The organism is Ochrobactrum sp. CGA5, assembly GCF_006345815.1.
Taxonomy (GTDB): domain Bacteria; phylum Pseudomonadota; class Alphaproteobacteria; order Rhizobiales; family Rhizobiaceae; genus Brucella.
The window spans coordinates 435,488-457,067 of the sequence record NZ_VCIG01000001.1 but is presented as its reverse complement, the minus strand read 5'-3'; the positions used below and the strand labels follow the sequence as shown (position 1 = coordinate 457,067).

Sequence of the window (21,580 nt, the reverse complement as noted above, 5' to 3'; positions counted from 1 at the left end):
CGATCTGAAAAACGGTTTAGAGAAGCTTGTCGATGATTGCCGACATTTCGTCAACCGAAAGCGCTCCAGCGTATTTTTGTCCGTTAATGAAGAAGGTCGGCGTTGCACTCACACCGAAATCCTTCGACCCACGCTCCATCGTTGCTCTCACATCATCGAGAAGTTGCTGGTTCGTCAAGCAAGCCTTGAAGGACTCCTGTGTAAAACCGGCAAGTTTCGCAATTTGCAAGAGGGCAGCTTCGCCATCTTCGGCGGTTGCCCACTGTTGCTGCTGCTTGAAGAAAACGTCGATCATAGGGAAGTAGCGATCTTCCGGTGCGCAGCGCGCCAGCATGAATGCGGCAGTCGCGCGCGGATCGAACGGGAACTCACGGAAGATAAGCCGTGCTTTGCCCGTATCGATATATTTTTCCTTAATTTTCGGGAATGTGTTGATGGTGAAATCTGCGCAATGTGGACACGTCAGCGATGCATATTCAACGATGGTGACCGGCGCATCAGCCTTCCCATAGACCATGTCCTTGAGCTTGCCGGGTTCGGCAATCTTGGCTGCATCGACAGTGCCTTCGGGATCGCGCTGCTGCGCATTCGCGCCACCGGCAAAAGCCAGGCCGGCAGCCGCCGCTCCAGCAAGTGAAATAACGTGTCTGCGATTAAACGCTGCAGGCATCCGAATCATCCAGTCCTGTTTCAATAGTTGACTTCGACATACAATCTAAAGCGGCGGATCACACTTCGCCAGACCCGCAGCGTTCACATGAAAGTCAGCACCTTGCATTCTTTGTCTTTAAATTTGCGACAATCAATTAGGGTACCGAGCTCAAACTGCTGAAAGCTTGCATCAAATTTATGGCAGCAAGCCGAATTCAACTGTCTTTATCACCTTTTCGGCTGGTCGCCTGTTTCTCAGCGAGAATATTCTTACCAAGACGCGCCAGTGCTGCACGAAGTGCGTCATCTTCAATGCCGCCCGTAGCCTTGTCGATACGGCGCTCTTCCGCCGGACCGAGCGGTGGCAGCCGCTTCACCCGGCGTTTGGTTGGAATGACCGGGGGTTTCTGCTCGATGCGAATTCGGCCAACCGCCGAGAAGCCGAGGAAGCCGTTGATACGGCTGATGATTTCACCCGTTTCATGCTGAATCTGCAGCGCTGCGAAGCCTTCGCAGGCTATAATCAGCGTTGCTGGCGAAAACGGGTCATCCTCGTGCAAACGGCGCGGCCAGATAATGCGCAGCGGGCGCGAACTTGCGCCGATGGCGGGGCCGACAATATCTTCCCACGACTGAAGCAGAGCAAGATTAATACCCGCACGCTTTTGCAGCATCGGGTCCACCAGCCCCGAAGCCATATCTGCCAGCGGTCTGAAACCGCGTCTGGACGTTGGTTCGCTCATCGCGCTCCATTATAGCCGCGGAACCACTCGACAAACAAAGGAATACCCCGATCAAGGGTTGTCTTGGGGCTAAAGCCAAGATCACCAGCCGCGAGGGTGATGTCGGCATAGGTGCGAGGCACATCGGCAGCCGGCATGGGTTCCAGCTTCCGAATTGCTTGCTTGCCGGTCGCTTTCTCGATTGCCGCTATAAAATCATTAAGCATTACGGGCCGATTGTTGCCGAGATTATAAACCGGTGCCGTATCATCGGGTTTGTCGAGTATGCGCCATATCGCGCCGACCACGCCAGCGACGATATCGTCCACGAAAGTGAAGTCCCGCTGCATCTCACCATTGTTAAACACGCGGATGGGATCACCCTTGAGAATAGCGGACGTGAACAGCCATGGCGCCATATCAGGGCGTCCATAAGGACCGTAAACGGTAAAGAAGCGCAGTCCTACGGAGTGGAGCTTGTGTACATGACGATAGGAGTAGGCCAGCAACTCGCCCGAACGCTTTGTTGCCGCATAGATCGAAACGGGATGGTCAACGGGGTCGCTTTCGGAGAAAGGCACTTTTTCGTTCGCTCCGTAAACGGATGATGAACTCGCATAGACAACAGGTGGTCGCTTATCCAGTTTCAGCGCGGTTTCAAAGACAGTAACCTGTCCCTGCACATTGGCGGAAACATAGGCCGAGGGATTCTCGATAGAATAACGTACGCCCGCTTGCGCAGCGAGATGCACTATGATGTCTGCGTCCCGATCAGAGGCGATCGCTGTATTGAATGCTTCTGCGTTGGCAATATCAGCCTTCGCGAACCGAAAACCATCCCTCATATGAAGTTTGGAGAGGCGTGTTTCTTTCAAGGCGACAGGGTAATAGTCGTTTACATTGTCGATGCCGATGACTTGCCAGCCTTCATCCAGCAGACGTTGAGCCGTATGGAACCCGATGAATCCAGCTGCGCCCGTTACTATCGCCTTCATGCGGCTGATCTCTTTCCAAAGACATAGGATGTAAGGCCAGCACGACGTCCGGCCATCATCCGCCGCGATGCGGCGGCATTCAGTGCTGCAAGAAAGAACATGGTCGAGGATATAGTGACCTCGTGCAAAAGCGGATTGTGCAACATGCCATAGCTGCCGCACACCACCGCAAAATAAAGCAAGGCTCGCCGCATCGCCCAGTTATCGGCAGTCTGCCACAAATAGACGAAAATTGATATAAACGCGCCAGCCATAAAGATGAGACCGACGATACCATCGTTCAGTAATTCATCGAGCACAGTGTTGTGAACATGGCGAAAGCCCTCAAGCATCGTAGCCTTGTCACCAGCCTCAGCTTTAACGAAATCCATCTTCGAGTAGGAGCCGACACCTGTAAACGGATGGGCCACAATAACACGGGACGCACTTCTCCACATGACCTCGCGAATGTCAGCCGAGACTTTATCCTCCCAATCTGCGGCGCGCCCCGTATCGTAGTATTCGACCATGCCCGAAAAACGTTTGGAAATGATATCGCCGACGGGCCCGACGACGACAAGAGCTGCCATTGCTGCAAACAGTGCAGCATACACTGCGCCTTGCTGTCTTATACTGAAGCGCCTCAGGAAAAGCATAATTTCCACCGCAGCGAAAATTGGCAGTACGACGATGACCGCGCGCGTTTCAGACGTCAAAACAGCAGCGGTCCCTAGAACCAGCCAGTGTGGACCGTTTGGCAAATAGCGAGTGGCCTTATGCAATGGGATTGCAGCAGAGATCGCCGCCACCCCAGCGACAAATGCAAAGACGGCCTGATTACCGCCAATCCCAATGCGGCCACCGTGGGTAACAGAAAGATAGAGTGCCGTAAGGACGGCAAGCAAAGTACCCACGCGCGCGCCGAGAACGTAGGCCCGCAATGGATCGCGGATGAGCACCATTCCCGAACCGGCAAAAGCGAAAATGGCAATCAACAGGGTATAACCAATCTGCCGGTTATCCTGAAAAGGTTCACCGCGAAACAGGATCAACCCCAACGACCAGACAGCATATAGAACTATAAAAAGATAGAATTTCTTGGCAAACATACGCGTCGTCGCGTGGCGTCCGCAGGCCAGATAAACACCAATACATGAAAAAACGAAAAGTATAAGCGGCCCAAGGCCAACGCGAATGGGCATCGCTGCCGACGCGATCCCTATGACCCATGTATCCACACGACGACGACGCAGAAAAGACTTTTTAAAGAAACTCAACCCTTGTCCTCTCTTAAGCTTTTTCTGTCAAAAGCGTAGGCGATTCGCCTGACATAGTCAGTCGCTCTAAACAGAAGAGTGCTTATCCTTTTGTACGCCGGTAAACGCTTCTTGGCGTAGGCAGAACGCCCCTGAGCAATCGTCGAAATCGCAATATCTGAAAACTCGACCACCGGCTTGTCGGCTGTAAAAATCTGATATGCGCCAGCCCATCCTCGTTCCAATGCAACATCATAAGGCAGTCGCATAGGACGAAGCGCCTTAAGCATTTTCGAAGCGCCTTCCCGAGTTACGACATATGCCGCAGAACTCCCCAACGGACCATGCAAACAACGGCCGATAGAGAACCGATCATCCACCCTTTGAAGCGAGCGAAAGGCAGCCGTCCTGTGATTCACAAGTTTAACCGCGTCCCAACCTGTCCACTTTGTCAAACGCTTCAGGAACGGTTGAAACGCTGGAGTAAAAATTACGTCATCTTCAACAATGACCGCGAAAGGTTCAGGTGCGACGGCTATCATTTCCAGCACTCGGATATGACTAAAGTAACAGCCAATCTCTGCCGGGAGCGCGACTTTGCCGTGCCAGCGGCGAAAGCCTGCATTGTCGAAATCCCCCAACTCTTCCTGAGACAGCAGTTTTCCTTCAACGGCTTCCACACGCCGGAGTTCGATCGAAAGCGCATCCGCATTGGACTTCAGCCTGTCCCAGCGATCCCGTGACCGCGCAAGATTGATGACATAGACAGGTACAGAATGGTCCACGTATTCTCTTTCCGAAGGATCACATCATGAGATTCATAAGGAGACTTCTAAGCGCTGGACACTCATATGCACAGCATTGTTTCTATCAATTGTAAAAATAAGGCATTAATCAGAATACTGCCCAACTGTTAAACGATATCCTTCTCATGCTGAATTCCGCCACTTCCGATCGAAGCACTAAGATTCTGCGCTGGTATGACCGACACCATCGCGTTTTACCGTGGCGCGTAAGCCCGCCTGAGCAGGCTTCCGGTATCAAGCCCGATCCCTATCGCGTCTGGCTTTCCGAGATTATGCTTCAGCAGACGACAGTGGAGGCGGTCAAGTCCTACTTTGTAAAGTTCGTTGAACGCTGGCCCACCGTTAAAGCCATGGCAAAGGCGAGTGAAGACGATATCCTGCGCGCATGGGCGGGGCTTGGCTATTACTCACGTGCACGCAACCTGAAAAAGTGCGCCGACGCCGTAGTCGTAGAGCATGACGGCAAGTTTCCAGAGAGTGCCGCCAGGCTAAAGGAACTTCCGGGCATCGGTGATTACACTTCGGCGGCGATCGCTGCAATCGCGTTTGGCGAAGCGGTTGCCGTCGTCGACGGAAATGTGGAACGTGTAGTTTCGCGACTTTACGCGATCGAGACCCCCTTGCCCGCAGCAAAAACGCAAATCCGAGCACACATGGGGCAATTGACGCCAATCGACAGGCCTGGAGATTTTGCGCAGGCCGTGATGGATCTCGGCGCGACCATATGCACCCCACGACGACCCACCTGTGCGATCTGTCCGCTCAACGATGAATGCGCAGCCCTTAAATCGCGAGATCCGGAAGAATTTCCGGTTAAAGCCCCCAAAGCGGCAAAACCAATTCGCGTCGGAGCAGCATTCATCGCCATTGCGGAAGATGGTTCAATCCTCCTGCGCAAACGGAGGGGGGAAGGACTACTTGCCGGAATGACCGAGGTTCCCGGCAGCCATTGGACTGCACGTATTGACGGAGATGCAACAATTGATGCGGCACCGTTCCCGGCACAATGGACCGCTTCTGGTTCAATAACACATGTTTTCACACATTTCGAACTGCGATTGTCTATCTATCGCTCTGAGAATGTCTGTAAGACCACATCCACGGATGGGTGGTGGTCCCGACCCGACGAGCTTTCGGACGAGGCGCTGCCAACTGTCATGAAAAAGGCAATCATCGCCGCCATACCGGAAGCATTCAAACGAGGGAGGAGAAGCCATTGACCAGCCCCGTCAAGCATATCGTCTTCGATATTGGCCGCGTTCTGATTCATTATGACCCTGAGCTCGCCTATTTGGATGTCATACCCGATGTTTCGGAGCGGCGTTGGTTTCTGGAAAACATCTGTACCAGCGCATGGAACATCGAGCAGGATCGCGGCAGAACCTGGCAGGAAGCTGAAGCCCTCCTGATCGATACATATCCTGAGAAACGCGACCATATCCTTGCTTTCCGGCAAAACTGGAACCGCATGGTGCCTCATGCGTACGAGGACAGCGTCGAGATTCTACGCGGCCTGATCGGCCATGGTAACGACGTCACCATGCTGACGAATTTCGCTTCAGACACTTTCCGCGAAGCACAGGTCCGGTTTCCATTCCTGACCGAAAGCCGCGGTGTCACCGTATCGGGTGACGTTCGCATGCTGAAGCCTGACCAAGAGATCTACGATCATCACGTTGCATCTTTCGACCTCGATCCCGCAGCAACGCTTTTCATCGATGACACGATGCACAATGTGGATGGAGCCAGACAAGCTGGCTGGCAGGCTGTGCATTTTACGGATGCGGGTAAGTTGAGCGCCGACTTGAAAGCTCTGGGGCTCACGTTCTAAGCCAAAATAGCGAAGGCGCCCGAAGCCAGTGCTTCGAGCGCCTCACTATCAGACTATCCTGGAGGCCGTCCGATAACTAATCATCTACGCAAGTCTTTGTCCCGAAAACCGATTCACACTTTTCGGGATGCACTCTACGCACCCGCAACTGCCATCTGTTCGCGAATTACCTTGCGCAGGGCGTCAATTGGCTTCAGCGCGCCATTCTCCTCATAGTGCCAGAAAGTCCATCCGTTGCAGGCATCAAAGCCCTGGACTTTTGCACCTATACGATGGATCGAACCTGCTTCACCATTGGCAGCCAGCGTACCATCTGCGCGAACAATGGCAGCAAAACGGCGACGTTCATCACACAGCACTGTTCCTGGGCGAAGCAGGCCGGCTTCAAGGACACTGGTGAAGGCAACACGCGGCTCCGCCCGTTTACCGGTCATTACCGTCAATTCAGCTTTGCCGAGCGGTTCAACTGCATCAATACGGGCCGTTGCCGCGTCGATATAGCTTTGTTCGCGCTCGATACCCACGAAGTGGCGTCCGAGGCGCTTGGCAACCGCACCGGTTGTCCCGGAACCGAAGAACGGGTCGAGAATGACGTCCCCGGGCTTGCTGGACGCCATCATGATGCGGGCAAGCAATGCTTCCGGCTTCTGTGTCGGATGAACCTTGTCGCCGTTTTCATCTTTCAGGCGTTCGGAACCGGTGCAGATCGGAAAGAGCCAGTCCGAGCGCATCTGCACATCATCGTTGGCTGCCTTCATCGCTTCATAATTGAAGGTGTAGCCTTTGCCCTTCTGATCGCGCGAAGCCCAGATCAGTGTTTCATGAGCATTCTGGAAACGACGGCCGCGGAAATTCGGCATCGGGTTTGTCTTGCGCCAGATGATGTCGTTCAGCAACCAGAAGCCGAGATCTTGCAACTGGGAACCGACCCGGAAGATGTTGTGGTAGGAACCAATGACCCAGATAGTGCCATTCGGCTTCAGGACACGGCGGCATGCCATCAGCCAAGCGCGCGTGAAGGCATCATAGGCCTGAAAGCTCTCGAACTGATCCCAGTGATCGTCAACTGCGCTCACCATCGACTGGTCGGGACGATGCAAATCACCGCCGAGTTGGAGATTATAGGGGGGATCGGCAAAAATGACGTCCACGGAATGATCCGGCAGGCGTTCCAGAGCCGCGACGCAATCACCCTTTATGATGGAGTCAAGCCAGGCGGTACGCGGGGCCTCAATGGGCAACTCATGTGCAAGACGTACAAGAGACATGGGATACTCGATTACCTGTGGACGCAAAAAACTTGTCCTTATGGTTACCGGGTAGGGTAAATATGCAGTTAACGCCAAGTGATTGAAATCGTAAATCTTTTCTTAATCCCGATAGAAAGACCATAGTTCTGGGTTTTTCAGGGTGAGTTGGCCCCCGACATTTTGCCGCCTGTCATCTTAACGCCGCGATCGCCATGCAATTGTAATTTTAACTTTTTGCCCTTGATAAGGCTTGGTTATTCCTTTTTGCCTATAGTTGGCAGTCAATTTCTGAATTTGCGTGGCGGGTTTGTACACCGCCCGCTTGTCCGGTGTGTTTTATGATGAATATCGCTGAACTGCGACATAACCGGTATTTGCGGGTGCTTTTTGTACCCTTTCGCATGCGTGCGCTGGTCCGCGGCAGCGAAATAGGACTTGTTATTGCCGGTACAGTCATCGGCATCATTTCGGGATTGATGGTTGCTGCAATTGGCGGCATTTCCCAATGGATGCATCAGGCAATCTTTGCTCTTCAGCCCGGCGAAAAACTGAGCTCGGCAGCATCACTGCAACCGAGCGCTTATATTGCACCGCTTGCGGGCGGCGTCTTGATGGGCATAGTGATATGGGTGCTCGCGCGCTGGCGCAAACGCCCAATCGTCGACCCTATCGAAGCAAATGCACTTCATGGTGGGCGTCTCTCGCTCACGGACAGCTTTATTCTCGTCGGGCAGAACCTGATTTCCAACGGGTTCGGCGCATCGGTCGGACTTGAAGCTGCTTATACGCAGCTTGCAAGCGGCTTTGCATCCCGTATTGGTCGAGCGCTCAAGCTCCGCCGGGCAGATTTGCGAACCTTGGTCGGCTGCGGCGCTGCGGCAGCCATAGCCAGCGCCTTCAATGCCCCTTTGACTGGTGCGTTCTATGCATTTGAACTGATCATTGGCGTCTATTCAATTGCCACGCTGGCGCCCGTCGTCGTTGCGGCCATCGTCGGCGCACTGGTAACGCAGGCAATCGGTGGAGCGCCTTTCATCATTGATATCGGTCAGATAAATGACATTACGCCGCGCGACTACGTGCCGGCGCTCGTTCTGGGATTCTTCTCCGCCGGTATTGCGATCCTTATCATGCGCGGTGTCACCTTTGTTGAAAAGGTCGCCCGACGCAGCGTGGTGCCCAATGTTTTGGCACCAGCAATCGGTGGTGCGGTCGTTGGAATGATCGCTTTCATTTCGCCTCAGGTTCTAGCGTCAGGTCATGGGGCACTGCATCTCGATCTCAATGCAAATATCACTATTCCGGCACTCCTGCTCCTGATCCTCAGCAAGTCGCTCGCCTCTGCCGTCTCCATTGGGGCAGGTTTTCGCGGCGGTCTGTTTTTCGCATCGCTTTTTCTCGGCGCACTGACGGGCAAGCTGTTTGCAGCCGTGGCAGGAGCTGTTCTGCCTGCCGGTCTGGCGCTCGCGCCTGAGGTTTATGCCGTTATCGGCATGAGCTCTCTTGCCGTCGCGGTCGTCGGAGGCCCGATGACAATGACTTTTCTTGCGCTGGAAATGACTGGCGATTTTCCAATCTCGATGCTGGTCCTCGGAGCGGTCGTCTCGTCCTCTCTGATGGTGCGGAAAACCTTCGGTTACTCCTTCGCAACTTGGCGCTTCCATCTGCGCGGTGAGGCCATCCGGTCCGCGCACGACATTGGTTGGATCCGCGATCTGACCGTGAACCGGATGATGCGTCACGATGTGCGAACCGTGCTGATCGACACCGACATCGAAACATTCCGGCACGATTTCCCACTCGGCTCGACCCAGCGCGTGATCGCGGTGGATGCTGATGGGCGCTACGTTGGTATGATCCCGGTTCCGGAGGTCTATGCCGACAGCTTCGACCCATCCGATGGAGAACACAGCATCAGCGCGCTTCTCAAATACAAAGATGAGTTTCTGTTGCCGCAGATGAACGCCAAAGAAGCTGTCGCCCGTTTCGACCGGGCAGAAAGTGAAGCCTTGGCTGTGCTGAACAACGCACAGGAGCGTAAAGTCCTCGGCCTCCTTAGTGAAGCTCACACCTTGCGCCGCTACAGTGAAGAACTGGACCGGCGGCGACGCGAGGTTTCCGGTGAGGTCTGAATTCAGACAACACCGGAACGGCCATCAGTTAAGGCAGCACTCTTGAAAATACTCCAGCTTTTTGTCCCGTCGCATTATCCGCCGCACACTGTTGATGGAAATGCTCCAATTTGACGGCTTGGCCATAAAGGTGTAGCTCAACCATCGCGTTTCCGGCTGCTGCCGGTGCTCACTCATCCCAACAAAAGGCTATTATCATGGCGGCCCCGTCCCTCATTATTTTCGATTGCGATGGTGTTTTGGTGGATTCCGAAATTATCGCAGCGGAAGTCGAATCCGCCCTCCTCACCGAAGCCGGCTATCAGATTGCGGCAGATGAAATGGCTGAGCGCTTCGCTGGCCTGACGTGGCAGGATATCCTTCTCACCGTAGAGCGCGAAGCAGGGATTCCACTTTCGGCATCGCTGCTCGATAGGTCCGAAAAAATTCTGGACGATAAGCTCAAGAACGAAGTTCAAGCCGTCGAGGATATTGTGGAAGTGGTGTCGGCGCTGAACCTGCCGAAATGCATCTGCTCCAACTCGACCAGCCATCGGTTGGAAAGCATGCTGAAGCGCGTCGGTCTTTACGAATTATTCCTGCCGAATATCTTCTCAGCGAAAGAAGTTGGCACCCAAAAGACCAAGCCTGCTCCAGACGTCTTCCTGTATGCGGCCAAGCAATTCGGGGTCGAGCCGAAAGATGTCATTGTTATTGAAGATTCCGGGCATGGCATTCAGGGCGCGCGCGCCGCTGGCATGCGCGTGATCGGCTTTACAGGCGGTGCTCACACATATCCTGGCCACGCCGACAAGCTGACAGATGCAGGTGCGGAAACTGTCATCCATCGCCACAGGGATTTGCCCGGCGTTATCGAAGCCCTGTCCATCTGGACTGATGCCTGATTGAGATACTCCGACGCCTGGCGTTTGTCAGGCGGCGGATTGTTTGTTGCGCCCCTTGGGGGGAGCATTGAGAATAGCCAGAAGCTCTTCGGCTTCGCTCTCAGAGAGGCCGATCAGCATACGGGTTCCCATGATGACGGGTTCACCAGTGGACGTATCAAATATCGCCCAAGTTTCCGTCGGTTCAAGAATGCGTTCATATTTCTGTTTCATGAGAACACACTAGCCCAAACCTGTTGCTATTCATTTCATACGAGCGGTCGCATTTAATTCGAATTTTATCGATCTGCATTTATCCACAAGCATTGGAACAATCAGACTTTTTCCGAGACCTTTTTTTTGCGCGTTTGTCTTGTTTGGGACGAACGGTTCGTTAGCAGCGCCACCGCTTCGTTTGCTGACAGAGGTTTGCCGTAGAACCAGCCCTGCGCAGTCATCGGCATCTTCATCTTGCGGAAATAATTAGCCTGTGCTTCGGTCTCTATGCCCTCAACCACAATGCCAAGATTATGCTGGCGAGCCATCGAGATGATCTGTGGCACAATGGAAACCGTATCACCTTCAGTACAGACAGTGCGCGTGAAAGCCTTGTCGATTTTAATCGCATCAATCTGCAGCTCGCCAAGATAGGAAAGACTTGAATAGCCCGTTCCGAAATCATCAATGTAGAGCTTGTGTCCCTGTTCTCGAAGCTGCCTGATCCCCTCCGAAGCTTTTGAGAAATCCACTGCTGTACGTTCGGTCAGCTCAAGTCCAATCTGACGGGGTTCAATGCCTGCAGCAGCAAATTTCCTCCCGATGCTTTTCTGAAATGCTGGCGCCTGGACATCGCTTGCTGTGATATTGATGTTGATCTGGATATTCCGGTTGCTGCGCAACAAATCTCCCATCTCATCAATAACCTGATCTACGACATAGGCCGTTACCCGATCGGCCATGCCTTTACTTTCTGCTTCCGCAATAAAAACGTCAGGCGGGATCAGGTCACCGGTGTGAAGCTGCCAGCGCAACAAAGCCTCAAAACCGGTCACATTGGCATCCGCCACATTGACCACTGGCTGATAAACCACATCAAGCTGTCGGGCGTTCAGCGCTTTGTTGAGCATGGAAGCCAAGGGACGTTCACGATTGCGATAGCCGAGCCAGCCCAAACCAATGGCTGCGCCAGCCAGGAGGCCAAGCCCCGTTGAGACGAAGGATCTCCATCGGGCGGACTTACTGGAATGGTCCAGCCGCGCCCCAAGAGCGATGCATATAGCCGTATTATCGTCGCAACGATATTCCTTGATGGCATTGTCCGCCACATCGTATCTCCGCCCAGACATAGTGAAATCCGGGGCGGGCACACTTCCTGAAGGATAACCGTAAAGGCGTGCGAAACGTTTCTGATCCGCATCGCGCATATAAACAGCAAAGTCGTATTGCGGCGTGTGGAGCAGATCGAACGCGACCGAACTTAAAACAACATTTGCCGCATCTTTTCCAATCACAGCACCATGACTCCCCGGCGTAATCAGGGATCGGTCACCATATACGTAAGTGCCGTCGCTCAACTGAATGTCGGCGGGTGATCGGATTGGCTGCTGAGGAATATCGCTCAGGAGGGTCGAACAAATCAGTCGGCCTCCGCGAAACCGACCAATGTCCTTAATGTGATATCCAGAGAAAACCAGCTTGCGCAGATAGGTCATCTCTTCCGGAGAACACATGCCATAGGGTGAACGGTTAGCTGCTTCGATGGTTTCCTGAGCTGAGGTCGCCAGACGATTGGCATGGGTAATCAATGCGGCCATGTATATATTCATGTGCCGTTCTTCGTCGACAATTCGAAATCTATTACCTATCCACTGCCCGAAAGCTGCCCCAAGAAACAGCAAAAAAAGCAGAATGAGTGGAACAGGCTTTAGAAATTTGCTGCGATCAAATCGCATACGATCCTTGCCCCTAAATATATCTCACAGTATGTTCAGGGATTTATCGCACCAACTATTAATTGTCATATTACGATACGATAAAACACTGATATCAGAAAATTATAGCACAAATAAACGCCTATATGATTACATCTGAAATTTTCATTAACTCCCGATTAAAGCAAAACGCGCAATTCGACAAAATACAATTTACAGAGCGCTAAAACAAATATTCTATATAATTACGACACGCCTAAAATACTTCGCAAATGCCAAAGCAAATGATGCGCTGAATATATTTCAGCGCATCATCTGAGTGTATTGATTCACCGGCAAAAACCTATTGAACAGTGAATTATTTCGTATTGTAAGGCCCCTCGTCAAAGCCCACGAAAATCTGGATATTACGCTTGTCCGTCATCGGCACGGTAATCGCCTTGTCATTGAAGACGAACTGGGTGGCGGTGTCCGCGTTGGCTATCGTAACCGCCTGCTTATGCAGCTTGGAATAGATGACCTGATCGCCTTGACGAACAGCGACACGGATCGGCATGGTGATGGTGCCGTTCTTGTACTTGGGACCAGGAACAACCTTACCGGCAGCCGCAACATCAATCGTCATGGTACCCGCCCCATACTGGCAGGCGCGGGTCGTATCGGTCAGAGCCGCCTGATAGATCACGCGCGCCGGATCCTTATCGCCGCCTTTCTCGTATGTATTGAAGAAGGCCGTCCCATCACGCAATGAAACCGAAGGACAGAAAGCACGCAGCTCGGATTCCTTGACGCGCTGATCGCCGGAGGCGGCGGGCGTACTCAGCGACGAGCCTGGATCTCCATCGGCTGCCTTATTCGTTCCGCTGGTTGTGCAACCCGCGAGAGCTGCGAGCAAGACCGTTGCAAAGACTGGAAACAACGATGAACGATTCTGTGGTGCTGTTTGCATAAACCGGGCTTCCCTGCACTGATCGACCTGTCTTCTAAATCACGCATTTGTATAGCGCGATCACGTTTTCCTGTTTTTTGCTCCTGAGAGCAACCCCATACACCTCACCATGCTTTAAAACCTTGCGGCTTTTTTAGGGAGGCTCTATTGCATTATCCGGCTCAAAACCGCGCCAATCTGAAATGAAGGCCCAAGAAATGAAATATGTAAGCACGCGTGGGGAAGCGCCGGTCCTGGGATTCAGCGATGCATTGCTCGCCGGCCTCGCCCGGGATGGCGGTCTCTATCTGCCGCAGGATTATCCTCAGTTTTCACCAGAACAAATTCGCGCCCTGCGCGGAAAATCCTATGTGGATATTGCGCTGACGGTGCTGACCCCATTTGTCGATGGCGAAATTCCGCATTCGGATTTCCGTCGAATGGTGCACGAAGCCTACGGTACTTTCCGCCACGACGCAATTTGCCCTCTGGTCCAGACCGGGGCCAATGAATTCGTGCTTGAGCTGTTCCATGGTCCGACGCTTGCCTTCAAGGATGTAGCCATGCAGCTTCTCGCTCGCATGATGGATTATGTGCTGGCGCAGCGCGGTGAACGCGCAACCATCGTCGGCGCCACATCGGGCGACACAGGTGGCGCAGCCATAGAGGCCTTCGGTGGCCGCGACAATACTGATATTTTCATCCTCTTCCCGAACGGTCGTGTGTCGCCGGTGCAACAGCGTCAGATGACATCGTCCGGCTTCTCCAACGTTCATGCTCTGTCGATCGAAGGTAATTTCGACGATTGCCAGAACCTTGTAAAAGGCATGTTCAACGACCTTCAGTTCCGTGATGCATTGTCGCTTTCGGGTGTGAATTCGATCAACTGGGCACGCATCATGCCGCAGATCGTCTACTACTTTACGGCGGCACTAAGCCTCGGCGCGCCGGATCGCGCTGTTTCTTTCACCGTACCGACGGGCAATTTCGGAGATATTTTCGCGGGCTATGTGGCCAAGCGCATGGGGGTTCCAATCGAGCGACTGATCATCGCCACCAACGATAACGACATTCTCTCACGCACGCTCGAAACCGGCGCCTATGAAATGCGCGGCGTTGCACAGACAACTTCGCCGTCGATGGATATCCAGATTTCATCGAACTTCGAACGGCTCCTGTTCGAAGCACATGGACGCGATGCGGCAGCATTGCGCGGGCTGATGGCAAGCCTGAAGCAGTCAGGCGGTTTCTCCATCTCTGCAGAGCCGCTTTCGGCTATCCGCGGCGAATTCTCCGCTGGCCGGTCAGATGTCGGCGAAACCGCAGAAACGATCAAATCCATGTTAGAGGCTAACGGCTATCTGCTCGACCCGCATTCGGCAATCGGCGTGAAGGTCGCTCGCGAAAATGTGTCCGATGCTGCACCAATGGTTGTTCTGGCAACAGCACATCCCGCCAAATTCCCCGATGCAGTAAAGGCTGCAAGCGGTGTCGAGCCGCAGCTTCCAGCATGGCTTTCGGACTTGATGCAACGAAAAGAAAGCTTCACAGTTCTTCACAACGACCTGAAAATCGTGGAAGAATACGTTCGCCGCCATTCGAGAGCTTAAAAAACCGGCTCCGAGACGAGAACCAGAGCGGGAATGCAGGGAGCTGTTTGCTTATGGGTGTTGAAGTAACGCGTCTTTCCAATGGATTGACGATAGCCACCGATACGATGTCCCACGTGGAAAGCGTGGCACTTGGAATCTGGGTCAAGGCCGGTGCGCGTAACGAAGCTGCCGACAGGCATGGCATTGCTCATCTGCTGGAGCACATGGCATTCAAGGGAACCGAGAACCGTTCCGCCTGGCAAATTGCTTCGGATATCGAGAATGTCGGCGGCGAGATCAATGCCGCCACCAGCGTCGAGACCACATCCTATTATGCGCGTGTTTTGCGCAATGACGTGCCGCTGGCCATTGATATTCTCTCCGATATCCTGACCGCGTCCAAGTTCGACGAAGCAGAACTGGAACGCGAGAAGCAAGTCATCATGCAAGAAATCGGTGCGGCGCACGACACGCCCGACGATATTGTTTTCGACCGCTTCACAGAAACGGCCTACCGTCATCAGCCGATCGGGCGAGCTATTCTCGGCGAACCTGAGACGGTGATGTCTTTCACGTCCGCTGATCTACGCCAGTATATGGATGAACAATATAGTGCCGACCGCATGGTCGTCACGGCCGCAGGTGGCGTCGACCACGATGCGTTCGTGAAGGAAGTTGAGAAACGCCTCGGCGGTTTCCGCGCCCACAATACAGCCCCTACACTTGATCTAGCCCACTATGTTGGCGGTGATTTCCGCGAAAATCGCGAACTCATGGATGCACAGGTTCTGATTGGGTTTGAGGGCCGCGCCTACCACGTGCGCGACTTCTATGCCTCACAGCTTCTCTCCATGGTGCTTGGTGGTGGTATGTCCTCCCGCCTCTTCCAAGAGGTCCGCGAGAAACGTGGTCTCTGTTATTCTGTCTATGCCTTCCACTGGGGCTTCTCGGATACCGGCTTGTTCGGCATCCACGCTGCGACCGGCCGCGACGAGCTGGTCGAACTGGTTCCGGTTCTAATCGATGAATTGCACAAGGCGGCAGAATCCATCAGTCTGGAAGAAGTGGACCGTGCCCGTGCGCAGTATCGTGCAAGTCTGCTAATGTCACAGGAGAGTGCTGCAAGCCGGGCGGGACAGGTCGCGCGCCAGTTGCTTCTTTATGGTCGCCCCGTAGAGAACAGCGAGTTGATGGACCGCCTTGCATTGATTACGCCTGAACGGCTGACAGATCTGGCTGGGCGCCTGTTCCTTGATAGCAAGCCCACCATTGCGGGTGTCGGACCGGTTGGCCGACTGATGAGTTTCGACGGGCTGTCGGATGCGCTTTCGACCAGCGCGCATGCGAGGAAAATCGCCGTATAAGCAAGGCGATATGATATTAGGGGGAGTAGAAAGGGATGTTTAGCTCAGTGAATGTGTCTAGCCTTCCTTGCTGCCTTCTTGACCTCTTGCCGTAGTGCCCTATCTCGCCATGATCGGCCTGCCCTTCCGAAAAAGCAACACGACCGTCCTGCGCGGCCCGCGCATTTATCTGCGCGAGCCGATGATGAGCGATTTCTCCAGTTGGGCGAGCCTGCGGGAACAAAGCCGCGCCTTTTTGGCTCCTTGGGAGCCGTCCTGGCCTGACGACGACCTCACCAAAAGCGCCTTCCGCTACCGGATTCGGCGTTTTCAGGATGAAATCTCGGCTGGAACCGGTTATCCGTTTTTCGTTTTCCGCAATAGCGACAACAAGCTTGTTGGGGGCATTACGCTCGGCAATATACGGCGCGGCGTCGGGCAGAACGGCATGATCGGTTACTGGAGCGGCCAGCCTTATGCCGGCAAGGGCTATATGACTGAAGCCCTGTCGCTGGTTATCCCCTTTGCATTCGACCAACTCCGGTTGCACCGGATTGAAGCAGCCTGTATCCCTCATAACGAGCGTTCGATACGGCTTCTCGAAAAAGCCGGATTTGAGAGAGAAGGACTGCTGCGTTCCTATCTCAAGATAAACGGCTTCTGGCAGGATCACCTGCTTTTTGCCCTTATAGAAAGCGACAAACGTATGACGGATACCCGCATGATCAATGGCAAGGTTGGACGCTCGTGACGGGTTTTTCGGATAAGTGGTTTGTTGCTGGTGCGCGGTTTCTTGCGTTCATGGTTTTTCTGACCGTTTCGGTCGTCCAGGCATCGGCCATAGAACCCATCAAGATTTCCAAGGAAGACACTGCCCTCGACCTGTCTCGCGCTGTCGAACTTCTGCGCAACAAGGGTGAAAGCGTGCAAGTTTCGACTGCGCCGGGGCCTGACGGTATTGTCCGCCGCATCGAAGTGCAGGCTGATGAGAACAGCAAGGCATCCGGTGACTGGGCAGCTTTCTCGATTGCGAACCCCACCGACGAGCAGATTGACCGTCTGATTGTGGCTCCCCATTTCCGTCTCGTCGGTTCCGGCGTCATCTGGCCAGATCTTGGCTCCCCACGCATTGCATCGATCACGCCGAGCGAGGGCTTTGCGCTTGACCGTCAGCCAAGTGCAGATGCTGATGTTTTCCGCATCACGCTCAATCCGGGCAGCGTTGTCACCTTCGTAGCTGAACTGTCATCGCACAACCTGCCGCAGCTCTATCTCTGGGAGCCGGAAGCCTACAAAGATGCGGTCAATTCCTACACGCTGTATCGCGGTATCCTGCTCGGTATTTCCGGCCTGCTGGCGTTGTTTTTGACTATCCTTTTCGTCGTCAAGGGTACATCGCTGTTTCCTGCCACTGCCGCCCTTGCGTGGGCGGTTCTTGCTTATATCTGCGTCGATTTCGGCTTCTGGAACAAGCTGATGGAGATAACGCCAGGTAATGAGCAAATCTGGCGCGCGGGTACCGAAGTGGCGTTGGCCGCGTCGCTCGTGATTTTCCTGTTCACCTATCTCAACCTTAATCGCTGGCACGATCATTTCAGTTATGGTGCGGTAACATGGGTTCTGGGTCTGCTTGCGCTTGCTGGAGTCGCCGTTTTCGATCCGCCTGTGGCTTCTGGTATTGCGCGCATTTCGCTGGCGCTCACCGTTCTGTCCGGTGTGGCCATCATCGGCTATCTAGCGGTCAAGGGATATGATCGCGCCGTTATGCTGATACCGGCCTGGCTCCTTACCCTCATATGGCTGTTAGGTGCGTGGATGACGATTTCAGGCAGGCTCGATAATGATATCGTGCAGCCGGCCCTCGGCGGCGGTCTTGTCCTGATCGTTCTTCTGATCGGCTTTACTGTCATGCAGCATGCCTTTGCTGGCGGAGCGCTGCAACAGGGTCTTCTGTCCGACATGGAGCGCCAGGCTCTTGCTGTCATCGGTGCAGGAGACATCGTCTGGGATTGGGACGTTCCGCGCGACCGTGTGGTGACCACCCCCGACATTGCTAACTATCTCGGCAATGCGGCCAATAGCCTGCAGGGCCCGGTGCGCAACTGGCTCCCCGTCATGCATGCTGACGACCGCGATCGTTTCCGCTCGACGCTTGATGCCATTCTGGAAAACCGGCGTGGCCGGATCGGCCAGATATTCCGGCTCCGTGCCAATGATGGCCACTATCATTGGTATGCGCTTCGTGCACGCCCAGTCATCGGCTCCGATGGCGAAGTGGTGCGTTGCGTCGGCACTCTGGTCAATGTGACTGAGCAGAAAAAGGCCGAAGAACGCCTGTTGCACGATGCCGTGCACGACAATCTGACGGGCCTCCCGAACCGTGAACTGTTCCTTGATCGCCTCAGCAATGTTATGAACATGGCACGTGGGGAAAGCAATCTGCATCCGACGGTGTTCATTATCGACATAGACCGCTTCAAGCAGGTCAATGACAGCCTTGGCATGTCGGCAGGTGATACAATCCTCCTGACAATTTCGCGCCGTCTGGCGCGCCTCATGAAGCCCCAAGACACGCTTTCGCGCCTGTCTTCCGACCAGTTCGGCCTTCTGCTCACCTCTGAAAGCGATCCAGGGCGCATCGCTTCCTTCGCCGAGGCTTTGCGCCAGGCGGTGCGCGCACCAATTGCCTATGCAAAGCGCGAAATCGTTCTGACGTCATCTGTCGGCCTGATCACCTGGACGAAAACGGCCACCACTGCAGAAGATTTCGTGAAGGATGCCGAGCTTGCAATGCATCAGGCAAAGCGTTTCGGCGGTGATCGTATCGAGCCGTTCCGCCCGGCATTCCGAGCCATCGGCAGTGACAAGCTCCAGCTTGAATCCGATATGCGGCGGGCGCTGGAACGCGACGAAATCAGCCTCGTCTATCAGCCTATAGTCAAGCTTGATGAGGGAACGATTGCTGGCTTCGAGGCGCTTATGCGCTGGGAACACCCGCGGCGCGGCGCCATTTCGCCATCGGAGTTCATTCCCATTGCTGAAAGCTCCGGCCTTATCGTTCAGCTTGGCCTGTTCGCAATGCAAAGGGCCGCAGAAGACTTGTTCGCATGGCAGGAACAGTTCCCGAAGCTCGAACTCTTCGTTTCGGTCAATCTTTCATCCACACAACTCATCCGTCAGGACCTCATCAACGATGTCCGTTCAGTGCTTTCGCGCATTCACCTGAACCCGGGCAGCCTCAAGCTTGAACTGACCGAATCCGTCCTGATGGAAAACCCGGAACAGTCCACCCATGTTCTGGCTCGACTCAAGACCATGGGTATAGGCTTGTCGCTTGATGATTTCGGAACAGGCTATTCCTCCTTGGCGTATCTCACGCGCTTTCCGTTTGACATCATCAAGATCGACAGGTCCTTCGTGAAAGGGGACCAGCCACAGAAAGCCACCTTGCTACGCTCCATTGTCAGCATGGCGCACGATCTTGGCCTTGCCGTCGTAACGGAAGGTGTGGAGAGCGAAAGCGATGCGCTTCAGCTTCGCCAGATGGGTTGTGAATATGTGCAGAGCTTCATGTTCGGCCAGCCGACAAGCCGCGATGAGGCAACTCGCATGATCCGCGAACAGTTGGACGCTGCGACAGCTTGAAAAGGGTAGTAGAGAGTATGATCGTACGCAATTAGATTGCTTACAGTTCTATTCTCTCCCTCAGGCATGCCCTGCATCAGAAACGAGCCGGGACATATCAATGCCCATATGGAGCATCAGTCGCGAGTACTTGCCCTCGATATCACTGTCGAACAACATGTCGAGCGGCGCATCACAGGTTAGCCAGCCATTCTCGGCAAGTTCCACTTCGATCTGGCCCGGCGCCCAACCAGAATAACCGAGCGCCATCAGAGCTCGCGACGGTCCCCTGCCCCCGTAGATCGCACGCAGAATATCGACCGTTGCCGTGAGGCAGACATCCTCAGAAACCGGCATGGTAGAATCGACCATATAATCGTCTGAATGCAGCACGAAACCGCGTGTGCTGTCCACCGGGCCACCGTTGCGCACCCTCATATGCTGCGCGCGATCCGGCAGAATAATCAGTTCATCCTCATCAATGACCCCTATCTGACGCAGAAGATCAGGAAACTCGACCGGCTGAAGCTGATTGATGATGAACCCCATCGCACCTTCATCTGAATGCGCGCAGATATAGACCACCGACCGGGCAAAACGCTCGTCGCTCATTCCAGGCATGGCAAGCAGGAATTGCCCGTTTAGAAAGCCCTGCTCTTTGTTCGACGTCTTAAGAATGGTCATGATTATGAAGGTAGCAAGACTACGCAAAATAACAATGGCCATTTATTTGGAACTCCAAATTCGGAGCCTAAACAGCCCGAATAGCTGGACGGACTTCGCCCTACAGGCAAAATATGCACCAGAAGATCGCGGCAATATTGGACTTGAAGCGACCATCTTTTCGTTCCATCCTGTAACGATGGTCATCCGAATTTTTGCCTTCACACCACTATTTCTGGCCTCGCTGGCACTACCAGCATTGGCCTCAACCTCCGGCTGGACCGAAACGCCGGGAGGGCGCGTGCGTGTCATTATTGAAGACAGTGGCCCGAACAGTGAAGCCAGTAATGAACGACGCGGCGCTTTGCAGATTGAGTTGCAGCCGGGCTGGAAGACCTACTGGCGTAATCCCGGCGACGCAGGCGTGCCGCCACAGATTAACCTCGAGGGAGATGCAAAAGCGCAGATCGATTTCCCTGCGCCTGTCCGCTTCGATGGATATGATGAAGGCGGGATCGGATACAAGCACCCCGTTTCGCTACCGATAGTGTTTCACTTGACATCCACAGACACGCGGCTGAAGGGCGATGTTTTTCTCGGTATCTGCGAGAAAATCTGCGTCCCGGTGCAGGCTAAATTCGACTTTTCCCTCAAGGACGATGCACAACAGGCTTCCCCACAAGCGATTGCCACCCGCACGATCATTAAGACCGCATTTGATCGGCTCCCAGCACCAGCAACTCCAACATTCGGCATAACCTATGCGAAACGGGAGGGAGACAAGGCCATCTTCAATCTTGCTGTTCCAGATCCGGCAATTCCTGCGGAACTTTTCGTTGCCAGCGACAAGGTCAGGCTTTCTGACGCCATTGCAATTGAAGGCAGCCAGCGTTTTTCCGTCCAGGTTCATGGGAAAGCAGACAAGCCAGTTATCGACTATACTGTTGTGCAAAATGGTAAAGCCGTCGCCGGACAAGTGATGCTGGATTAGTCCGGCTTCTATCCGTGTTTTGA

The 21,580-nt window shown here is 54.1% G+C and carries 19 protein-coding genes; 9 read left to right on the top strand and 10 right to left on the bottom strand.

The annotated features are described in order from the left end of the window. Positions 1-16: 16 nt before the first annotated feature. From FJQ48_RS02130 to FJQ48_RS02110, 5 genes are all read right to left on the bottom strand, one after another. Entirely contained in the window at positions 17-670 is a 654-nt protein-coding gene (locus tag FJQ48_RS02130; protein ID WP_139973558.1) for a DsbA family protein, read from the bottom strand. Positions 671-866: 196 nt separating this feature from the next. Continuing rightward, positions 867-1,394, bottom strand: a complete 528-nt coding sequence (locus FJQ48_RS02125) for a DUF721 domain-containing protein (protein WP_139973557.1) — start codon at positions 1,392-1,394, stop codon at positions 867-869. Then, a complete protein-coding gene (locus FJQ48_RS02120) occupies positions 1,391-2,368 on the bottom strand; it encodes an NAD-dependent epimerase/dehydratase family protein (RefSeq protein ID WP_139973556.1) in 978 nt (325 codons plus the stop codon). The genes FJQ48_RS02125 and FJQ48_RS02120 overlap by 4 nt, the downstream gene beginning before the upstream one ends. Then, the gene (locus FJQ48_RS02115; protein ID WP_139973555.1) at positions 2,365-3,624 is read right to left on the bottom strand and encodes an O-antigen ligase family protein; all 1,260 of its coding nucleotides are present in this window, start codon (positions 3,622-3,624) and stop codon (positions 2,365-2,367) included. The genes FJQ48_RS02120 and FJQ48_RS02115 overlap by 4 nt, the downstream gene beginning before the upstream one ends. After that, positions 3,621-4,388: a glycosyltransferase family 25 protein gene (locus tag FJQ48_RS02110; protein ID WP_139973554.1), complete on the bottom strand. Its 768-nt coding sequence runs from the start codon at positions 4,386-4,388 to the stop codon at positions 3,621-3,623. Before FJQ48_RS02110 ends, FJQ48_RS02115 begins: the two co-directional genes overlap by 4 nt. Positions 4,389-4,534: 146 nt before the next feature. Between FJQ48_RS02110 and mutY the strand changes: the two genes are divergently transcribed. Together mutY and FJQ48_RS02100 are read left to right on the top strand one after the other, a co-directional pair. After that, complete coding sequence (gene mutY, locus FJQ48_RS02105) at positions 4,535-5,629, top strand: A/G-specific adenine glycosylase (protein WP_139973553.1); 1,095 nt, start codon at positions 4,535-4,537, stop codon at positions 5,627-5,629. Continuing rightward, positions 5,626-6,240 (top strand): HAD-IA family hydrolase, encoded by a 615-nt coding sequence (locus FJQ48_RS02100; RefSeq protein ID WP_139973552.1) that lies wholly within the window; start codon positions 5,626-5,628, stop codon positions 6,238-6,240. Before mutY ends, FJQ48_RS02100 begins: the two co-directional genes overlap by 4 nt. Before the next feature lie 134 nt (positions 6,241-6,374). Here the strand turns inward: FJQ48_RS02100 and FJQ48_RS02095 are convergent, their stop codons facing one another. Continuing rightward, the gene (locus tag FJQ48_RS02095) at positions 6,375-7,508 is read right to left on the bottom strand and encodes a site-specific DNA-methyltransferase (protein ID WP_139973551.1); all 1,134 of its coding nucleotides are present in this window, start codon (positions 7,506-7,508) and stop codon (positions 6,375-6,377) included. A 323-nt stretch (positions 7,509-7,831) separates the two neighbouring features. Between FJQ48_RS02095 and FJQ48_RS02090 the strand changes: the two genes are divergently transcribed. Together FJQ48_RS02090 and FJQ48_RS02085 are read left to right on the top strand one after the other, a co-directional pair. Next, the gene (locus FJQ48_RS02090; RefSeq protein WP_139973597.1) at positions 7,832-9,622 is read left to right on the top strand and encodes a chloride channel protein; all 1,791 of its coding nucleotides are present in this window, start codon (positions 7,832-7,834) and stop codon (positions 9,620-9,622) included. A gap of 197 nt (positions 9,623-9,819) precedes the next feature. Further along, complete coding sequence (locus FJQ48_RS02085; protein ID WP_139973550.1) at positions 9,820-10,506, top strand: HAD family phosphatase; 687 nt, start codon at positions 9,820-9,822, stop codon at positions 10,504-10,506. Between the two features lie 27 nt (positions 10,507-10,533). On the opposite strand, the gene FJQ48_RS02080 is transcribed toward FJQ48_RS02085, so the two are convergent. From FJQ48_RS02080 to FJQ48_RS02070, 3 genes are all read right to left on the bottom strand, one after another. After that, positions 10,534-10,719, bottom strand: a complete 186-nt coding sequence (locus tag FJQ48_RS02080; RefSeq protein WP_139973549.1) for a hypothetical protein — start codon at positions 10,717-10,719, stop codon at positions 10,534-10,536. A 101-nt stretch (positions 10,720-10,820) separates the two neighbouring features. Further along, complete coding sequence (locus FJQ48_RS02075) at positions 10,821-12,437, bottom strand: EAL domain-containing protein (RefSeq protein WP_139973548.1); 1,617 nt, start codon at positions 12,435-12,437, stop codon at positions 10,821-10,823. Between the two features lie 337 nt (positions 12,438-12,774). Next, the gene (locus FJQ48_RS02070; protein ID WP_139973547.1) at positions 12,775-13,365 is read right to left on the bottom strand and encodes a hypothetical protein; all 591 of its coding nucleotides are present in this window, start codon (positions 13,363-13,365) and stop codon (positions 12,775-12,777) included. Between the two features lie 197 nt (positions 13,366-13,562). Between FJQ48_RS02070 and thrC the strand changes: the two genes are divergently transcribed. The 4 genes from thrC to pdeA all read left to right on the top strand — a co-directional run bounded on the left by thrC (position 13,563) and on the right by pdeA (position 19,924). Continuing rightward, positions 13,563-14,954, top strand: a complete 1,392-nt coding sequence (gene thrC, locus FJQ48_RS02065; RefSeq protein WP_139973546.1) for a threonine synthase — start codon at positions 13,563-13,565, stop codon at positions 14,952-14,954. Positions 14,955-15,007: 53 nt separating this feature from the next. Then, the gene (locus FJQ48_RS02060; protein WP_139973545.1) at positions 15,008-16,300 is read left to right on the top strand and encodes a pitrilysin family protein; all 1,293 of its coding nucleotides are present in this window, start codon (positions 15,008-15,010) and stop codon (positions 16,298-16,300) included. A 109-nt stretch (positions 16,301-16,409) separates the two neighbouring features. Next, complete coding sequence (locus FJQ48_RS02055) at positions 16,410-17,030, top strand: GNAT family protein (RefSeq protein WP_139973596.1); 621 nt, start codon at positions 16,410-16,412, stop codon at positions 17,028-17,030. Continuing rightward, positions 17,027-19,924 (top strand): phosphodiesterase PdeA, encoded by a 2,898-nt coding sequence (gene pdeA / locus FJQ48_RS02050; RefSeq protein ID WP_139973544.1) that lies wholly within the window; start codon positions 17,027-17,029, stop codon positions 19,922-19,924. Before FJQ48_RS02055 ends, pdeA begins: the two co-directional genes overlap by 4 nt. Positions 19,925-19,984: 60 nt before the next feature. On the opposite strand, the gene FJQ48_RS02045 is transcribed toward pdeA, so the two are convergent. Then, positions 19,985-20,587 carry a YqgE/AlgH family protein gene (locus FJQ48_RS02045; protein ID WP_139973543.1) on the bottom strand — a complete coding sequence of 201 codons (603 nt, stop codon included), beginning with the start codon at positions 20,585-20,587 and terminating at the stop codon, positions 19,985-19,987. A 178-nt stretch (positions 20,588-20,765) separates the two neighbouring features. Between FJQ48_RS02045 and FJQ48_RS02040 the strand changes: the two genes are divergently transcribed. Continuing rightward, positions 20,766-21,557 (top strand): protein-disulfide reductase DsbD domain-containing protein, encoded by a 792-nt coding sequence (locus FJQ48_RS02040; protein ID WP_139973595.1) that lies wholly within the window; start codon positions 20,766-20,768, stop codon positions 21,555-21,557. Positions 21,558-21,580: the final 23 nt, after the last annotated feature.